This window comes from Janthinobacterium sp. CG_23.3, assembly GCF_046115965.1.
Lineage (GTDB): Bacteria > Pseudomonadota > Gammaproteobacteria > Burkholderiales > Burkholderiaceae_D > Janthinobacterium.
Window position 1 is genome coordinate 1 of the sequence record NZ_JBJXIB010000122.1, and the last position, 18,242, is coordinate 18,242.

Annotated in this window: 13 protein-coding genes; 6 read left to right on the top strand and 7 right to left on the bottom strand. The window is 65.2% G+C overall.

The window, feature by feature from the left end; genetic code table 11:
* Positions 1-150: 150 nt before the first annotated feature.
* Positions 151-867: a pseudouridine synthase gene (locus ACFDR9_RS22325; RefSeq protein ID WP_409032403.1), complete on the bottom strand. Its 717-nt coding sequence runs from the start codon at positions 865-867 to the stop codon at positions 151-153.
* A 269-nt stretch (positions 868-1,136) separates the two neighbouring features.
* Here ACFDR9_RS22325 and ACFDR9_RS22330 point away from each other — a divergent pair, with 269 nt between their 5' ends.
* On the top strand, positions 1,137-1,499 hold the full coding sequence (locus ACFDR9_RS22330) for a hypothetical protein (RefSeq protein WP_409032404.1): 363 nt from the start codon (positions 1,137-1,139) through the stop codon (positions 1,497-1,499).
* 273 nt (positions 1,500-1,772) lie between these two features.
* Here the strand turns inward: ACFDR9_RS22330 and ACFDR9_RS22335 are convergent, their stop codons facing one another.
* The 4 genes from ACFDR9_RS22335 to ACFDR9_RS22350 form a co-directional block, all read right to left on the bottom strand.
* The gene (locus ACFDR9_RS22335; protein WP_409032405.1) at positions 1,773-2,771 is read right to left on the bottom strand and encodes a S49 family peptidase; all 999 of its coding nucleotides are present in this window, start codon (positions 2,769-2,771) and stop codon (positions 1,773-1,775) included.
* A 32-nt stretch (positions 2,772-2,803) separates the two neighbouring features.
* Positions 2,804-3,184, bottom strand: coding sequence for a Rieske (2Fe-2S) protein (locus ACFDR9_RS22340; RefSeq protein WP_409032412.1), 381 nt, complete (start codon positions 3,182-3,184; stop codon positions 2,804-2,806).
* Positions 3,184-3,843 carry an HAD-IIIA family hydrolase gene (locus tag ACFDR9_RS22345; protein ID WP_026133396.1) on the bottom strand — a complete coding sequence of 220 codons (660 nt, stop codon included), beginning with the start codon at positions 3,841-3,843 and terminating at the stop codon, positions 3,184-3,186. The genes ACFDR9_RS22340 and ACFDR9_RS22345 overlap by 1 nt, the downstream gene beginning before the upstream one ends.
* A gap of 246 nt (positions 3,844-4,089) precedes the next feature.
* Positions 4,090-5,088, bottom strand: a complete 999-nt coding sequence (locus ACFDR9_RS22350) for an RluA family pseudouridine synthase (RefSeq protein ID WP_035787915.1) — start codon at positions 5,086-5,088, stop codon at positions 4,090-4,092.
* 683 nt (positions 5,089-5,771) lie between these two features.
* On the opposite strand from ACFDR9_RS22350, the gene ACFDR9_RS22355 reads away from it, so the two are divergent.
* The 5 genes from ACFDR9_RS22355 (at position 5,772) to ACFDR9_RS22375 (ending at position 14,692) form a co-directional block, all read left to right on the top strand.
* Complete coding sequence (locus tag ACFDR9_RS22355; protein ID WP_409032406.1) at positions 5,772-8,807, top strand: ribonuclease E/G; 3,036 nt, start codon at positions 5,772-5,774, stop codon at positions 8,805-8,807.
* 199 nt (positions 8,808-9,006) lie between these two features.
* Positions 9,007-10,341, top strand: coding sequence for a chromate efflux transporter (gene chrA / locus ACFDR9_RS22360; protein WP_409032407.1), 1,335 nt, complete (start codon positions 9,007-9,009; stop codon positions 10,339-10,341).
* 32 nt (positions 10,342-10,373) lie between these two features.
* Positions 10,374-11,483, top strand: coding sequence for a GTP 3',8-cyclase MoaA (gene moaA, locus ACFDR9_RS22365; protein ID WP_409032408.1), 1,110 nt, complete (start codon positions 10,374-10,376; stop codon positions 11,481-11,483).
* Positions 11,484-11,539: 56 nt separating this feature from the next.
* Positions 11,540-13,438: a gephyrin-like molybdotransferase Glp gene (gene glp / locus ACFDR9_RS22370; protein WP_409032409.1), complete on the top strand. Its 1,899-nt coding sequence runs from the start codon at positions 11,540-11,542 to the stop codon at positions 13,436-13,438.
* Positions 13,439-13,750: 312 nt separating this feature from the next.
* Positions 13,751-14,692 (top strand): MHFG family PEP-CTERM protein, encoded by a 942-nt coding sequence (locus ACFDR9_RS22375; protein ID WP_409032410.1) that lies wholly within the window; start codon positions 13,751-13,753, stop codon positions 14,690-14,692.
* A 50-nt stretch (positions 14,693-14,742) separates the two neighbouring features.
* Here the strand turns inward: ACFDR9_RS22375 and ACFDR9_RS22380 are convergent, their stop codons facing one another.
* On the bottom strand, positions 14,743-16,773 hold the full coding sequence (locus ACFDR9_RS22380) for an acyl CoA:acetate/3-ketoacid CoA transferase (RefSeq protein WP_409032411.1): 2,031 nt from the start codon (positions 16,771-16,773) through the stop codon (positions 14,743-14,745).
* A 54-nt stretch (positions 16,774-16,827) separates the two neighbouring features.
* Positions 16,828-18,099 (bottom strand): DNA recombination protein RmuC, encoded by a 1,272-nt coding sequence (gene rmuC / locus ACFDR9_RS22385; protein WP_409032413.1) that lies wholly within the window; start codon positions 18,097-18,099, stop codon positions 16,828-16,830.
* Positions 18,100-18,242 lie beyond the last annotated feature (143 nt).

Genomic DNA, 18,242 nt, shown 5'->3' on the forward strand with positions numbered 1-18,242 from the left:
ATGATTTTCTCCTAAGTTGATTCTTCGAACCTTCACTTTAGGATTAATTTGCGTCTTTTGCCGACCCGCCTTCATTCATAGTATCTACGAAATACTTCACTTGGCGGCATGGGGGTCTGCCCCCCGGCTCTTTGCCTTCACAGCAACAAATCAGGCCGGTGCCAGCAGCGCCAGTTGCTCGGCGTTCAGATAGCACCATTCGCCCTCGGCAATGCCGAGCGACTCCAGCGTCAGGGCGCCAATCGCCGAACGGTGCAGCGATACGCAATAGTTGCCGGCCGCCGCCAGCATGCGCTTGACCTGGTGGTATTTACCCTGCTCAAGCACGATTTCAATTTGGCGCTCGCCGCGCCGCTCGCACACCAGCGCCGCCAGCGGCGCCGGTTCGTCGTGCAGTTGCACGCCGGCCAGCAGCATCGCCACCAGTTCCGCCGTCACCGGTTCCTGCGTGGTGGCCTGGTAAATCTTCGGCACGTGGCGCTTCGGCGACGACTGCGCGTGGATGAAGGGGCCGTCGTCCGACATCAGCAGCATGCCGGTGGTGTCGTGGTCGAGCCGGCCAACCGGCTGCACTTCGCGCCAGGTGAACTGCTCCGGCAGCAACGTCAGCACGCCGGGGTGGTGGCTGGGCTTGCGCGAGCATTCGACATTGGCCGGCTTGTGCAGCGCCAGGTACAGGTGCTCGCGGTAGACCCACTCTTCGTCGAAAACCTTGAGCACCAGGCCGTCGGTGTCGAAGGTGCTGCGGTAGTTGTCCGGCGTGGCGCCGGCGATGCTCACTTCGCCGTCCTCGATCAGGGAGCGGCAGTATTTTCGTGTGCCGAAACCCTGCGATTGCAGGATGCGGTCTAGGGATAATTTACTCATGCCGAGACTTTAACAGATGCGGCAGCGACAGTGAAGCGGGCGGCCGCGACGCGGCGCCCGGCACGCCGTGTCAGGCAAACATGTCGCGTACACGGACGCGCTCTTTGCAAGGTCTTTTTGACGTCCGGCTCATCAGTTCAATTGACTTATATCAAATCAGAAGCAAGTCCTATTGATACACTGAAACTCGATTAGGAATCGGCCTAACGACTTTAGGAAACAAGGTAGGCGTTCAGAACTACCAGAGTGGTATCTCACGAGGAGACCGTATGCCGCACATCGACACCCCCGACTTGAACCAGACCAGCAAGGCGCAACACTTGCAACTGGCGGCCGAGCAGTCAGCCATGCATGCCATGCACCTGGCGCTGGCCCGCTGGAGCAACGGCTATTGCCAATGCGAAATGCTCAGCGGCTCGCCGCAGTCGCGCTGGCACGCGGCGGCCCAGAACAACTTCGCGCTGTGGCTGGCGGCCGGCGGATTCAGCCAGGCCGAGCCGGAGCGGGAGAGCGCGCCGGAGACGGCGCCGGAGACGGCGCCGGCCGCCGCCGCCGCCGCGCCGGCAGCCGCGCCGCGGCGCTGGCGCGCCAAGGCGCTGCCCGGCACCCTCGCCGGCGCCTGCGCCGCCTGAGCGACATGTGAACCGTACGCGCACATGAAAACGGCGGCATTGCGCCGCCGTTCTCAAGCCCCATTGCGGGACTCTTGCGAGGAATCTAAATTCTCTCTAATGCCGCATCAACGATGCAGTGAGTAGTTCCGTTGAAACATCAAGTCTTTTTGCGGACAACAAAATAAACGATTTATATCGGCCCCCTTGAAAAGAACTACTGTATCAATATAGTCCAAGCACGGGAAATATCAAGAGAAATCCGGATAGTCCCCATCAAATTTCCCGCCTGCGTCAACGAAATACGGGCTGGGTGGCGTGCACCGCCGCCTTCGCCGCACCCGCCCCCATCGCCGCGCCGAATTTTTTCAGCACCCGCTCGGGCAAGCCTTCATGCTGGGTGTAGTCGACGATGTCCTCGGCCTTGACGATGTCGCGCGCGACGGTGTCGACGGTGCCGAAACCGTCGGCCAAGCCCATCTCGACGGCTTTGGCGCCGCTCCAGAACAGCCCGGAGAAGGTTTCCGGGGTTTCCTTGAGGCGCTTGCCGCGGCCGGCGCGCACCACGCCGATGAATTGCTGGTGGATTTCATCGAGCATCACCTGGGCGTAAGCCTTGTGCTTGTCGCTCATCGGCGTGAACGGGTCCATGAAGCCCTTGTTGACGCCGGCCGTCAGCAGGCGCCGCTCGACGCCGACCTTCTCCATCACGCCGGCGAAGCCGAAACCGTCCATCAGCACGCCGATCGAACCGACCACGCTGGCCTTGTTGACATAAATTTTATCGGCCGCCGCGGCAATATAGTAGCCGCCCGAGGCGCACATCTCGTCGACCACCACGTACAGCGGCTTGGCCGGGTAGCCTTTGCGCAGGCGCAGAATTTCGTCGACGATCATGCCGGCCTGCACCGGGCTGCCGCCCGGGCTATTAATGTGCAGCACCACCGCGACCGAGCCGGCGTCGGAGAAGGCCTTGTCCAGCGCCGGGATCACCACCGCGGCCGAGCCGCTGCCCTCGGATTCGATGGCGCCGTCGATGTCGATCAGCGCGGTGTGCCGGCCCAGGGCCTCTTCCGCGCCGCTTATGCTGAAATCGAAGTAGACCAGCAGGCCGAACACCAGGGTGGCCAGCATGGACAATTTGAAGAAAATACCCCAGCGGCGGTGCGCGCGCTGTTCCTGCAAGGTGGCGAACACCAGTTTCTCCAGCACCCCGCGCTCCCAGTTGGCGCCGCCGGCCGCTTTGGCGGCCGACGCGGCGCCGTTCAGGTCTGTATTCGTGTTTTCGCTCATATCTCGTTTCGCTTCATTGTGGGGTGTGGCGCTCAGGCGCGCGCCGGCCTGAGGTAGTCGTCCGGCTGCCAGTACAACTGGCCGTCATGCTCGCGCAGCGGGATCGGCCGCAGCCGCCCGCCCTTGCAAGGGCCGCCGGCGCAGCGGCCGCTCTCCGGCACGTAAATCGCGCCATGGGTGGAACACATCAGGTACAAGCCGCTGGATTCGAAGAAATCGCCCTCGTTCCAGTCCAGCTCGATGGGCACGTGGGCGCAGCGGTTCAGGTAGGCGTAGGCGGTGCCGCCGTAGCGCACCACGAAGCCGGTGCCGTCCTCGCCGCCGACGGTGAGCGCGAAACGCACGCCCTTGCCGCCCTCGAGCACGGCGTCGGCCGCGCAGATCAGCACCTCGTCGATCGCGTCCGGGGGCATCACGCGTTCTCGTTGAGCCAGTCGTGCAACTGCGCCACCGTCGCCGCCGAGTACATCGGCGCGCAGGCGTCGAGCTGGGCCACAGGATGGGCGCCGTACTGCACCGCGACCGCGGCCGCGCCGGCGTTGTTGGCCATCAGCAGGTCGTGGCTGGTGTCGCCGATCATCACGGTGCGCTTGATGTCCTGGCCCAGCTCGCGCGTCAGTTCAAGCAGCATGGCCGGATGCGGCTTGGAAAAAGTTTCGTCGGCGCAGCGGGTGGCGTCGAACATCGACAGCAGCTTGACGGCGTTCAGCGAGCGGTTCAAGCCAACCCGGCTCTTGCCGGTGGCCACCGCCAGGAAGTAGGCTTGCTGCGACAACTCTTGCAGCATTTCCTGCACGCCCGGGAATAGCGTCAGCTCGTGGTCGCGCGACAGGAAGTGGTAGCGGTAGCGCTCCACCATGCGCGGATGGAATTTCGGGTCGATGTCCGGCATCACCGCCTGCATCGCCTCCAGCAAGCCCAGCCCGATCACGTGCGAGGCGGCGGCGTCGCGCGGCACCGGCAAGCCCAGGTCCTTGGCCGAGGCCTGGATGCATTTCACGATTGTTGAGGTGCTATCCATCAACGTGCCATCCCAATCGAAGACGATCAGATCAAATTGCTTTCTTGCCATGTCTTCCGGTGGCTGTCGCCACCGGCTCCTTATATATATGTAGGCCCCGGTTATCGCAGGTGGTCGGCTAACTGCTTTCCTTCAACGCCGCCGCGGCACCCTGATAGCGTTGAGGTGGCATGTCCCAGGTCGGATTAGCGTAGCGTAATTCGACAATGTTGGCCGAAGCGGAACGCGCTGCTGCGGGCCAACGTTGGCGGCTTACGTCCTTTGGGCCAAGCCGACCTACAACATCCCGCGCCAAGCTCAGCGCGCGACATTTGCCAGCGGTTTCCCCAAGCTTACCAAGAAACGCTCGCATTCGGCGGCCAATGGCGCGTTTAAGGTCACGTTCTTACCCGTTTCCGGGTGCGTGAAGGTGATTTGATGCGCGTGCAGGAACATCCGCTTGAGCGCGCCGCGCGTGGCGTCGGCCTTCAGCAGCGCGCGGTTGAGCGCGAAATCGCCGTACTTGTCGTCGCCGGCGATGGCAAAGCCCGACGATGACAGATGTACCCGGATCTGGTGGGTGCGGCCGGTTTTCAGCTCCGCCTCCAGTAGCGCGAATTGGGTATATTTATGCAACAAACTAAACACCGTGTGGGACGCCAGGCCGTCGGCCTGCACCGCCACCCGGCGCTCGCCCTCGGCCGTCGTATACTTGTGCAAGGGCAGCTTGATGTGCTGGCGCGCGTTTTTCCAGTCGCCGTGCACCAGCACCAGGTAGCGCTTGTCGGTCAGGCCGTCGCGCATCTGCTCGTGCAGGTTGGTCAGCGCCGAACGCTTCTTGGCCAGCAACAGCAGGCCCGAGGTGTCGCGGTCGAGCCGGTGCACCAGTTCCAGGAACTTGGCGTCCGGACGCGACGCGCGCAACTGCTCGATGACCCCGAACGAGACGCCGGAGCCACCGTGCACGGCCACGCCGGCCGGCTTGTCGATCACCAACAGGTGGGCGTCCTCGAAAATGATCTTGAACTCGGCCGGCGGCGCCGCCGCCGCGCCGGCCGGTTTTTCGGCGATGCGCACCGGCGGAATGCGCACCACGTCGCCTTCCACCAGGCGGTACAACTGGTCGATACGGCCCTTGTTCACGCGCACCTCGCCGGAGCGCAGAATACGGTAGACGTGGCTTTTCGGCACGCCCTTGCAGACCCTTAATAAGTAATTGTCTATCCTCTGTCCGGCCTCCTCTTCGGAGATCGTGACGAACTGCGCTTGCGGCTGAACCGTGCTTGAAGGGGGAACAACATCGTTTTGCATCTTCATTTGCTCTGTCTTCCCAGAAAATCTCTCTAAGTCCTTCATTTTGAATATATAATTGTTTTTGCTGTGGCTCATTGCTGCTGCTGGTGTAACAATAAAAGCACATTTTACACAGGGGCGTCTCCACCGGCCTCGCCAAATTGCAAATTCGGTGGAAAAAATGTATACGCACCGCCCTGACCGAATCAAGGTTGCACCGTTGTTGTAATCGGATATTGCCTCAGGGTGCTGGATAAGAGTGTTTGGATTGTAAGGATAAGTACCCGCCAGCCCGGTTGTGTAAACCGTGCTGGCGGGTTGATGAAGTTGATAACGCTTGCCGTTTTCGCCAAACCCCATGTAGCAAGTCTACATAGTGCGGGTTGCCGATGAAAGGCTGAGGCTTGGCCTCGGCATCGCAATCGCAGTATGTAGGCCGGGCTACGATTTGGCTCTTGAATTGCCACCGCCTGCCCCCTATGCCCCGGCCACCCCGGCGGCATCAGATGCGTCGCAGGTGATGCGTGCACTCGGCATGTCGATCGACGTCATTTGCGCCCTGTTGCGGCCGCAACGTCACGCGTTGTTGCGCCGCACGCCCGGGCATACCCACCACAACCACTCCTATTCTCGCGTATATCCGTGTATGTTCGCCGCTTCCAAGGAAGCGGCATTGAGATGGCCTTCGGGTCGCGGAGTTAATAAAAATGAAACGCATGTTGTTTAACGCTACGCAGCAAGAAGAGCTGCGCGTAGCGATTGTCGACGGTCAGAAACTGATCGACATCGATATCGAGACGGCCGGGCGCGAACAGCGCAAATCGAACATCTACAAGGGCGTCATCACCCGCATCGAACCGTCGCTGGAAGCCTGCTTCGTCAGCTACGGCGAAGACCGCCACGGCTTTCTGCCGTTCAAGGAAGTGGCCCGCACCTACTTCCGCGAAGGCGTCGACGTGCGCAACGCCTCCGTCAAGGAAGCGTTGCGCGAAGGCCAGGAAATCATGGTCCAGGTCGAAAAAGAAGAGCGCGGCAACAAGGGCGCGGCCCTGACCTCGTTCGTCTCGCTGGCCGGGCGCTATCTGGTCTTGATGCCCAACAACCCGCGCGGCGGCGGCGTGTCGCGCCGGGTCGAAGGCGAAGAGCGCCAGGAACTGCGCGAGACCATGGACAAACTGGACCTGCCCGCCGGCATGTCCGTGATCGCCCGCACCGCCGGCATCGGCCGCAACGTCGACGAGCTGCAGTGGGACTTGAATTACCTGATGCAACTGTGGCGCGCCATCGAAGGGGCCGGCAAATCGGCTTCCGGCGCCTTCCTGATCTACCAGGAATCGTCGCTGGTGATCCGCGCGATCCGCGACTACTTCCAGCCCGACATCGGCGAAATCCTGATCGACACCGACGACATCTACGAGCAGGCGCACCAGTTCATGAGCCACGTGATGCCCGACATGGTGCACCGCGTCAAGCGCTACAGCGACGACGTGCCGCTGTTTTCGCGCTTCCAGATCGAACACCAGATTGAAACGGCGTACTCGCGCACCGTGCCCCTGCCTTCCGGCGGCGCCATCGTCATCGACCACACCGAGGCGCTGGTCTCGGTCGACGTCAACTCGGCCCGCGCCACCCGCGGCTCGGACATTGAAACGACCGCCTTCAACACCAACTGCGAAGCGGCCGAGGAAGTGGCGCGCCAGTTGCGCCTGCGCGACTTGGGCGGCCTGATCGTCATCGACTTCATCGACATGGAAGTGGCGAAGAACCAGCGCGAAGTCGAGCAGCGCCTGAAAGACGCGCTGCACCACGACCGCGCCCGCGTGCAGATGGGCAAAATCTCGCGCTTCGGCCTGATGGAACTGTCGCGCCAGCGCTTGCGCCCTTCGCTGTCCGAAGGCAGCCATGTGACGTGCCCGCGCTGCTCCGGCACCGGCCACATCCGCGACACCGAATCGTCCGCCCTGCAAGTGCTGCGCATCATCCAGGAAGAGGCGATGAAGGAAAACTCGGCGACGATCCACGTCCAGGTGCCGGTCGACGTCGGCGCCTTCCTGCTCAACGAGAAGCGCGGCGAGGTCTTGAAAATCGAGAACCGCCACCGCATCGCCGTGATCCTGATCCCGAACAAGCATCTGGAAACGCCGCACTACAAGCTCGAACGCATCAAGCACGACGATCCGCGCCTGGAAGAAGCGCAAGCGAGCTACAACCTGGCCGAGAGCGCCGAAACCGACATGGCCTACAGCAAGCGCCAGAAGGAAGAAGCCAAGCCGCGCCAGGAAGCCGTCGTCAAGACGATTACTCCGGACCAGCCGGCCCCGTTGGTCGAGCGCAAGCCGGTCGAAGTGGTCAAGCCAGTGCCGGTGTACGTGCCGCCGCCGCCGCCGCAAGGACTGATCGCCAAGATCATCAGCTTCTTCAGCGCCAAGCCGGAAGCGCCGGTGGCAACGCCGGCAGCCGTGCTGGCCGCCAAGCCAGCCGTGGCAACCGACCGCAACGCCGACCGCAACGCCCGCGGCCCGCGCGGCCGCAACCGCAACGGCAAGCCGGGCGAGCGCACCGAGCGCGAACCAGGCCAGGCCCGCGTCCAGCCGGAAGTGGCGGCCAAGGAAGCCGACGACGCCGACAAGGCGGCCCGTCCGGTGCGTCCGCCGCGTCCGCCGCGCGAACCGCGTGAAGCGCGCGAGCCGGGCGAGCTGACGGCGCCGCGCGAACGCGCCGAGCGTCCGGAACGTCCGGAGCGTACGCCCCGTCCGCCGCGCGAACCGCGCGCCGACAAGGCCGCGGTCGCCGAAGTCAAGGTTGACGAGCTGACAGTGGGCGTCAGCGTTGCCGCCGTCACCGCGCCGGCGCCGTCGGCCGGCCCGGTAGTGGAGCAAGAAGCGCCCACCATCGACCTGCTGAAAGCGGCGCCGAGCATCGGTCCCGACGGCGAAGAACTCGACGTCGACGGCGAAGAGCCGCGCCGCCGCCGCCGCCGCGGTGGCCGTAACCGCAACCGCCGCGACCGCGAAACGGGCGAAATGATTGAAGGGTCGGCATCCGATACCGACGGTCAAGAGTCGGCGCCAGTGGCCAGCTTCAGCGTAGCGCCGGCAGACGATGCCGCCGCCGACGCGACGCCAGTTGCCGACGTGCCCGCCCAGACTGCGCCCGCAGTCGAGGCGGCGGCACCTGCCGTGACGGCTGAAGTTGCCGCTCCTGTAGTGGAAGTTACCGCGGAAGCCGAAGTGGCCGCTCCGGTAGCCGAAGCGGTCGCTCCGGTCGTGGTGGCTGAAGTTGCCGCACCAGCCCCTGCCGCCGAGCCTGTCGTTGCAGCGAAAGAGGAAACCGTGGCGGCGCCGGAAGTTGCGCCCGCCGTCATCGTGGAAGCTGTCGCTGTCGAAGCGGCGCCTGTGGTCGAAGCGGAAGTGCTGGAAGTTACCGCTCCGGTCGTCGTGGAAGCCATTGCCGTTGTAGCCGAAACGCCTGCGCCTGCTCCTGCGCCTGCTCCTGCGCCGGTGGTACCGCGTGTCGCCCCGACCCCGGCCCCTGCGCCGGTCGCGGCAGCGCCTGCCATCGACATCAGCGCGGTGCTCGGTTCGGCCGGCCTGACGCTGGCGGCCACCGATCCGGAAAAACTGCGGGCGGCACGCGAAGCGGCCGCCAGCGCGGTCGCTCCGGTGCGCAAGCCACGCGAGCGCAAGCCGCTGCCGCAGCAAGCCGATGAGCCGCTGGTGCAAGTCAACACCCAGCGCAATTAAACTGAACGGGTTGCATCCCCTCCAGTTGCTCTAAAAAAAGGGGAAGCCAAGTGCTTCCCCTTTTTTTCAACCGGGGACAGACCACGATTTTCCCGCAATATTGCGGGAAAATCGTGGTCTGTCCCCCTAATCTTTTTATATTGCGGGAAAATCGTGGTCTGTCCCCTAATCTTTTTCTAATCTTTTTCGAATCACCAATATGGCCACACCCGTCGACCGCCCCGCCGCCGTCAGCCTGAGCACCGCCTTCTGGTATTGGCTGAAGCTGGGCTTCATCAGCTTCGGCGGTCCGGCCGGCCAGATCGCGCTGATGCACACCGAACTGGTCGAGCGGCGCCGCTGGATTTCCGAGCAGCGCTTCCTGCACGCGCTCAACTACTGCATGCTGCTGCCCGGCCCCGAGGCGACCCAGCTGGCCATCTACATCGGCTGGCTGATGCACAAGACCCGCGGCGGCGTCATGGCCGGCGCGCTGTTCGTGCTGCCCTCGCTGCTCATTCTGATATTGCTGTCCTGGATATACCTGGCCTTCGGCAACGTGCCGGCGGTCGCCGGCGTGCTGTACGGCATCAAGCCGGCGGTCGTCGCCATCGTACTGGCGGCGGCCTGGCGCATCGCCAGCCGCAGCGTCAAGAACGCCACGCTGGCCGCCATCGCCATCGCCGCCTTCCTGTCCATCGCCGTGCTGCGCCTGCCATTTCCGGTGATCGTGCTCGGCGCGGCCGCCATCGGCCTGGCCGGCGGCCGCTTCTGGCCCGGCCAGTTCCAGATCGGCGGCGGCCATGCGCACGCCCGCGCCAGCTATGGCCCGGCCATCATCGACGACGACAGCCCGACGCCGGCGCACGCCCGCTTCGCCTGGCGCCGCCTGCTGGCGGTGGCGCTGGCCGGCGCCGGCCTCGGCGCCGGCGCCTGGCTGCTGCTGGCGGCCGTCTTCGGCGCCGCCAGCCCGCTGGCGCAGATGGGCTGGTTCTTCACCAAGGCGGCCATGATGACCTTTGGCGGCGCCTACGCCGTGCTGCCCTACGTCTACCAAGGCGGCGTCGACACCCTCCATTGGCTCAGCGGCGCCCAGATGATAGACGGCCTGGCGCTGGGCGAAACCACGCCAGGCCCTTTGATCATGATCGTCGCCTTTGTCGGCTACGTCGGCGCCTGGACCCACGCCTTATTCGGCGACAAGCTGGCGCTGGCCGGCGCAGCGGGCGCCTGCGTCGCCACGTTCTTCACCTTCCTGCCCTCGTTCATCTTCATCCTGGCCGGCGGGCCGCTGGTCGAGTCGACCCGCGACAACATCCGCCTGACGGCGCCGCTGACGGCCATTTCGGCGGCCGTGGTCGGCGTCATCGTCAGCCTCGCGCTGTTTTTCGGCCAGCACGTGTTTTGGCTGGAAACACCGGGCCCGCACTGGGACCCGGCCGCCATCGCCATCAGCGCCGCCGCCTGCGTGGCCTTGTTCCGCTTCCGCGTCGGCACCATCAAATTGATCTTCGCCTGTGCCTTCGCCGGCCTCGTGCTATCGTATCTGTCTTAGCGGTATTTCCACGTAATTGCACCAGAGAATTCATGGCTGAAAAGATCATCATCCTCGCCGACGGCCGCCAGACGGCGCCGGCGGTCCCCGCGCTGCTCGAAACACCCGACGGCCGCGTAACGGACCGGCTTGCCCGGCCGCTGCACGACCTGCGCATTTCCATCACCGACCGTTGCAACTTCCGCTGCGTCTACTGCATGCCCAAAGAGGTGTTCGACAAGAACCACGCCTACCTGCCGCACGGCGCGCTGCTGTCGTTCGAGGAAATCACCCGCATCGCCACGCTGTTCGTGGCGCACGGCGTGGAAAAGATCCGCCTGACCGGCGGCGAGCCGCTGCTGCGCAAAAACATCGAAAAGCTGATCGGCATGCTCGCCGCGCTGAAGACGCGTTCCGGCCAGCCGCTCGACCTGACCTTGACCACCAACGGCTCGCTGCTGGCCAAAAAAGCCCAGTCGCTGAAGGACGCCGGCCTGCAAAGGGTGACGGTATCGCTCGACTCGCTCGACGACGCCACCTTCAAGCGCATGAACGACGTCGACTTCGCCGTCGCCGACGTGCTGCACGGCATCGACGTCGCCCACCAGGTCGGCCTCGGCCCGATCAAGATCAACATGGTCGTCAAGGCCGGCATGAACGACCAGGAAATCGTCCCGATGGCGCGCCATTTCAAGGGCACGCCCTACATCCTGCGCTTCATCGAGTACATGGACGTGGGCGCCTCCAACGGCTGGAACCTGGCCGAGGTGATCGCCTCGGCCGAGGTGGCGCGGCGCATCGGCGCACACCTGCCGCTCGAACCGATCCAGGCCAACTACACCGGCGAAACCGCGGCGCGCTGGCGCTACAGCGACGGCGGCGGCGAAATCGGCCTCATTTCCAGCGTCACCCAGGCGTTTTGCGCCGACTGCACGCGCGCCAGACTCTCCACCGAAGGCAAACTCTACACCTGCCTGTTCGCCACCGGCGGCCACGACTTGCGCGCGCTGCTGCGCGGCGGCCGCAGCGACGCGGAAATCTCGACCGTGCTGGCGCATCTGTGGCGCGCCCGCGGCGACCGCTATTCCGAGCTGCGTACCGTCAACACCAGCGGCTTGGCACGCGGCGGCAAAAAAGTGGAAATGTCTTATATCGGCGGTTAAGGCCGCGGCGCCAACCCGGCGCCGCGGTCACGCACGACATTCATAATAGATAAACAATGATCGACAAGCACAACATTACCGGCCTGATCCTGGCCGGCGGACGCGGCACCCGTATGGGCCGCGTCGACAAGGGCTTGATGCCGCTGCGCGGCGCCACCATGGCGGCGCAGGTGCTGCGCACGCTGGCGCCGCAGGTCGGCGCGCTGGCCATCAACGCCAACCAGAACCTGGCGACCTACGAAACGCTGGGCGTGCCGGTCTGGCCGGACGAGCTGGGCGGCTTTGAAGGGCCGCTGGCGGGCTTGCATAGCGGCTTGCGCCGTTGCAACACCGAATTCTTGGTCAGTGTGCCCTGCGACTCGCCGTTCTTGCCGGACGACCTGGTGGCGCGGCTGGCCGCGGCCTTGCTGGCCGAGGACGCCGACCTGGCCGTCGCCGTCACGTTGGAAAGCGACCCCGACGGCGCCGCCTACGAGCAAACCCACGCCGTCTTCTGCCTGCTGAAAACCAGCGCCTTGCCGACCCTCAGCGCCTACCTGGACGGCGGCGGACGGCGCATGCAGGGCTGGTATGGCGACTTGGCGGTGGCGCGGGTGCGCTTCGACCAGACCGAGGCGTTCCGCAACATCAACACGCCGGAGCAATTGCGCAGCGCCGAGGCGGGAATGGCCGCCGCTGCCCAGGCCGCCACGCCGGCGCCGCCCGCCGGCCAGCCCGGCGCCGCCGCGCTGTCGGTGCGCGCGGCCCAGCGCCTGATCGAGGCGGCCATCACGCCGATCCGTTCGAGCGAGCAGGTGGCGCTGCGCAGCGCGCTGGACCGGGTGCTGGCGGCCGACATCATCTCGCCGATCAACGTGCCGGCGCACGACAATTCGGCGATGGACGGCTACGCCGTGCGCGGCGCCGACCTGCGCGCCGACGGCCCCACCACGCTGGCCATCGTCGCCACCGTCTACGCCGGCCATCCGGCCGAGCTGGCCATCGGCCCCGGCCAGTGCGCCCGCATCATGACCGGGGCCGTGATGCCGGCCGGCTGCGACAGCGTGGTGCCGCAGGAACTGGTCAGCCACGCCGACGCCGCCGCCGTGACGATCCCGGCGGGCGCCATCCGCGCCGGCGACAACCGCCGCCTGAAGGGCGAGGATTTGCTGGCCGGCAGCCCGGCGCTGAAAAAAGGCAAGATCATCCGCCCGGCCGAATTGGGCCTGCTGGCCTCGCTCGGCGTGGCCGAGGCGCCGGTGCAGCGGCGCCTGCGGGTGGCGTTCTTCTCCACCGGCGACGAATTGCGCTCGATCGGCGAGCCGCTCGACGCCGGCTGCGTCTACGACAGCAACCGCTACACGCTGTTCGGCATGCTGAACCGGCTCGGCTGCGACGTCATCGACATGGGCATCGTCAAGGACCAGCCGGCGGCACTGGAGGCGGCGCTGCGCAGCGCCTGCGAAAACGCCGACGCCGTCATCACCTCCGGCGGCGTGTCCTCCGGCGAAGCCGACTACACGCGCCAGATCATGGCCAGGCTGGGCCAGGTGGACTTCTGGCGCATCGACATGCGCCCCGGCCGGCCGATGGCGTTCGGCCAGATCAGCTCGAACGGTCGCAGCGCCTTCCTGCTCGGCCTGCCCGGCAACCCGGTGGCCGTCATGGTGACCTTCTATTTCTTCGCCCGCGTCGCGCTGCTGCGCATGATGGGCGCCGACGCCGCGCCGCCGCCGCTGCTGCGGGTGCGCTCGCGCGACCCGATCCGCAAACGGCCGGGCCGCACCGAATTCCAGCGTGGCATCCTCGGCCTCGACGCCGCCGGCCTGCAAGAGGTGCGCGTAACCGGTTCGCAAGGCTCCGGCATCCTGCGCTCGATGTCCGAAGCGAACTGCATGGTCGTGCTGCACGACGAGCAGGGCAACCTCGGCGCCGGCGACGCGGTCGACGTCATGCTGTTCGACGGCCTGGTCTAGGCGCCGTCCGGCCGGCGCGGCACCGCCGCCCTCCTCCTTGCCCTGGCGCCAAACCAAGAGCGTCACCCTGGGGGCAGAGCCTCAGGGTTTAACCTACTCGCCTTGACGCCGGCTCTTTGACGGCGCGCCGATCCAGCGGCTCCCCAGCACACCTGGAATAAATGTCCAGCGTTATCTTCCCACCCTGAAAATATTCCGAATCAAAGTTGCGGCGAAACAAAATTTACCCTCAAATATCTTTCTTTATTACCAAATCAGTTTCCCTCGTGATAACATGCATTCCGGTTAGATCATTCACTTGTGAAAATAATAATGACAAACAACAAAATATCAGCCTTTTCCCGTCGTCCACTGGCCTGGATTTCCGGCATCGTCGGTATGCTGATGTGCGCGACCGCCTTGTCGGTGGCGCCGCTGCCGGCCCAGGCAAAAGCGGCGCCGGCCGACGAGCGCATTGACAGTTGCAACTGGAACCGTCCCGGCGTCAATCCCTTCATGGGCGACGTCGTTGCAGCGGTCGACCGCTACCAGGACATTCCCGGCCCGGTGCGCGAGCGCCTGAAACAGCGCATGCGCGACCGCAACTTCGACGAATTCGTGACCATCAGCCGTGACGCCATCAGCGGCCGCGACAACTACGACGCGCGCATCAGCGATATGCACTTCGGCACTGGCCGGGTTTGCCGCCAAGTGTCGCGCGCCGGTTGGACTGCGGACATGAAAGAACGCGGCCTGGTGTACTGCGAACAGGGCCATTGCATTCTGGTACCAACGATTTGCCGCAACGTCAGCCGGATCTCGCGCGGCGCGCCCACGGCGCAAGGCGCTGGCGGCGCAGGTGGCGCAGGCGGCGCACCGGCCGGCGAGGTATCGCCACCCTTCGCGGCAACCGAAGGCAATTCGTTTAACGAATTGCACAGCGGCTCGGCAGGGTCCAATAGTAACGTGCCGAACAAGGTCGCCAGCGGCGCCGGCGATCTGCCCGGCATGGTGTGGGGTGGCGGTCTTGGACCTGCGGCAACCTCACTGGGCGGCTTGTCGCTGTTTAGCGGCGGCAACGCCGTCAGCAGTGGCGGCGGTGGCGGTGGTGGGGGTGGTGGGGGTGGTGGGGGTGGTGGGGGTGGTGGGGGTGGTGGGGGTGGTGGCGTCCCTCCCGCCGTCCTGACCCCGGTTCCAGAGCCGGCAGGCTGGGCCATGCTGTTGGCCGGATTGGCATTCGTGGGATTCGCTGCGCGTCGCAGCCGCAAGGCATAGACAGCGCCCGCGTCGGCTTGAGTGTAAGGAACGGCCCCCGCGGGGGCCGTTTAGCGTTCCGGCGCCGCTTTTAAATGCGCCATCGCCTGGGCCGAGCTGGCGTACAAGGCCGGGTCGCGGTCGCGGCGCCGGAACGCCTCGCCCACGTAGGCGCGCATGAAGGCGCTGTGGGTGTAGCGCGTCACGCGGCTGTAGTAACGCTCGCTCAGGCCGTTCACCATGTCGATGTAATCGTCCAGCACGTCGGGCAGGATGGTGAAATTGTCGTAGTTGACGACGGCCGGCACTTTTTTGCCGAGCAGCTCCAGGCGCGCCGCGACCAGCGTGCCGATAGCGGCGATGGTGGCGCTGTCGGCCACGTTGAATCCTTCAAAATTGACAAAGAACAGCTCCTGGCGCGGGTCGTACACCAGCCGTTGCTCCAGCGGCAGCGAGAGCATATCCGCGCGCAAACCCATTCCATCGTCAACGAAAATGCGCGCATCCATCAGCTTTAGCGTCGCACTGACGGCGGGCGCGAAGGCCATTTGGCTGAGTATGTCGCGCTCCAGTTCAATGCCGGGCGCGATCTCGATCAGCTCCAAGCCCTGCGGCGTCAGGCGGAACACGCAGCGCTCGGTGACGAACAGGGCCGTCTGGCCGCGCGCGCTGGCGTGCGCGCCGCTATAGGTGCGGTGCTCGACCTCGCCGATGAACTTGCGGCAGGCGCCCTCCTGCACGATGGCGAGGCGGCCGCCCTGCACCGCCAGCTTCAGGCCGTCGGCCGTGAAGGTGCCGACAAACACCACCTTCTTGGCGTTCTGGCTGATATTGATGAAACCGCCGGCGCCGGCCAGGCGGCGTCCGAACTTGCTGACGTTCACGTTGCCCAGGGCGTCGGCCTGGGCCAGGCCGAGGATTGCCACGTCCAGCCCGCCGCCGTCGTAGAAGTCGAACTGGTAGGGCTGGTCGATGATGGCGTCGGCGTTGGTGGCCGCGCCAAAATTCAGGCCGCCGGCCGGCATGCCGCCGATGACGCCGGGTTCCGCCGTCAACGTCAGCAAATCGAGCAGCTTCTCCTCGGCGGCAACGGCGGCGACGCCCTCCGGCATGCCGATGCCGAGGTTCACCACATTATTCGCGTACAACTCCATCAGGGCGCGCCGGGCGATCACCTTGCGCTCGCACAGCGGCATCGGGGCAATGCTCGACAAAGGCACCCGCAGCTCGCTGGCAAAGGCCGGACTGTACTGCTCGACGAAGGTTTGCATATGGTATTCGGGCTTTTCCGCCACCACCACGCAATCGACCAGGATGCCGGGGATTTTCACTTGGCGCGGGTTCAGGCTGCCGCGCTCGGCGATGCGCTCGACCTGGACGATGACGATGCCGCCGGAATTGTGCGCCGCCATCGCAATGGCCAGCGCCTCCAGCGTCAGCGCCTCGCGCTCCATCGTCACGTTGCCGTTGGCGTCGGCCGTGGTGCCGCGGATGATGCCGACATGGATAGGCATGCTCTTATAGAACAGGTATTCCTTGCCGCCCAGGACGATCAGCTCGACCAGTTCCTCGGTGGTGCGGGCATTCACCTTGCCGCCGCCGAAACGCGGGTCGACGAAGGTGCCCAGGCCGACCTCGGAGAGCAGGCCCGGCTTGCCGCCGGCGATGTCGCGGAACAAATGGCTGATGACCCCCTGCGGCAGGTTGTAGGCCTCGATCTTGTCGTCCATCGCCAGGCGCTGCAGCTTTGGCACCAGGCCCCAGTGGCCGCCGATGACGCGGCGGACCAGGCCCTCGTGCGCCAGATGGTTCAGGCCGCGCTCCTTGCCGTCGCCCTGCCCGGCCGCATACACCAGCGTCAGGTCGCGCGGATGCGCCAGGCCGTCCTGCGACTCGGCGCCGGACTGCAAAAAGCGCTGCTCCAGCGCCACCGCGATATTTTCGGCGAAACCGATGCCGACGAAACCGCCGGTGGCGACGGTGTCGCCGTCGTGGATCAGCCGCACCGCGTCAAAGGCGCTGACGATTTTGTTGCGCTGGGCGCCGCTGTGCAGGCCGGCGGCGGCCGAGTCGATGCTGCGAGCGATGCTGGAAGACGACATGTTTTCTCCTCAAACAATTCAACCACGCCGACTTTACCGTGGCGCGGGCGGCTCCTACGGCGCCTCGTCCAGCTCGACGTCCGGGCCCAGCACCAGTTGCGCGGTCTCGCTCGGCAAGGCTTCCACCGACTTCAGCTTACGCGCCATCTGGCGGCTGCGCACCTCCGCGCTCTCGATATTCTTAGCGGCGCGTTCCAGCGCCAGCTTGGTCTGGCTCAAGACATCGCCGAATTTGCCGAACTCCGTCTTCACCGCGCCCAACACCTGCCACACCTCGGACGAGCGTTTTTCCAGCGCCAGCGTGCGAAAGCCCATTTGCAGGCTGTTCAGCAGGGCCGACAGCGTCGACGGCCCTGCGATGCTGACCCGGTTGACGCGCTGCAACTCGTCGGCCAGGCCGGGGCGCCGCATCACCTCGGCGTACAAGCCCTCGGTGGGCAGGAACAGGATGGCGAAGTCGGTGGTGTGCGGCGGCGACAGGTACTTCTCGGCGATGGTTTTGGCCTCGCCGCGTACCGCGCGCTCCAGTTCGCGGCCGGCCAGCGCCACGCCGTCGGCGTCGGCGCGCTCGGCGGCCTCGACCAGGCGCTCGTACTGCTCCTTGGGAAACTTGGCGTCGATCGGCATCCACACCGGCGCGCCGCCGTCGACGGCGCCCGGCAGCTTCAAGGCGAATTCGACGCGCGCGCCGGTGCCGGGAATGGTTTCGACGTTTTTCGCGTACTGGTCGACGGTGAGTACTTGCTCCAGCAACATCTCCAGTTGCACCTCGCCCCAGGTTCCGCGCGTCTTAACGTTGGTCAGCACCCGCTTCAGGTCGCCGACGCCGATGGCCAGCTGCTGCATCTCGCCGAGTCCCTGGTGCACCCGTTCGAGCCGCTCCGACACCTGGCGGAACGACTCGCTCAGGCGCGCCTCCAAGGTCGCGTGCAGCTTCTCGTCGACGGTCTTGCGCATCTCTTCGAGGCGGGCGCCGTTATCGGCCTGTAAATCGCCGATCTTCGACTCCAGCGTGGCGCGCACCTCCAGCAGGCGCTGCGCGTTCGACTGCGTCAGATGCAGCAGCGCCTGGTTCATCGCCTCGCCGAAGCGCGCCAGGCCGGCCGACTGCTCCTCGCGCCCGCCCTGCGCCTGCGCCTGGCTTTGCGCGCGCATACCGTCGAGCTGCTGCACCGTGGCCGCGTGCGACTGCGCCAGCGCCGCGCTCAACTCCTGGCGCGTGGCCTGGGCCGAGGACTGCAACTGCATGCGCACCTCGCGCTCGACGCGCTCGATACGCTCCAGGCTCAGTTGCTGCGACTGCTGCAACTGTTGCAATTGCAGCAGCGTCGGGGGGGGGGGGGGGGAGGGGGGGGGGGGGGGGGGGGAAAAAAAAAAAAAAAAAAAACAAAAAAAAAAAAAAAAAAAAAAAAAAAAGAAAAAAAAAAAAAAAAAAAAAAAAAAAAAAAAAAAAAGAAAGACGGCACAAC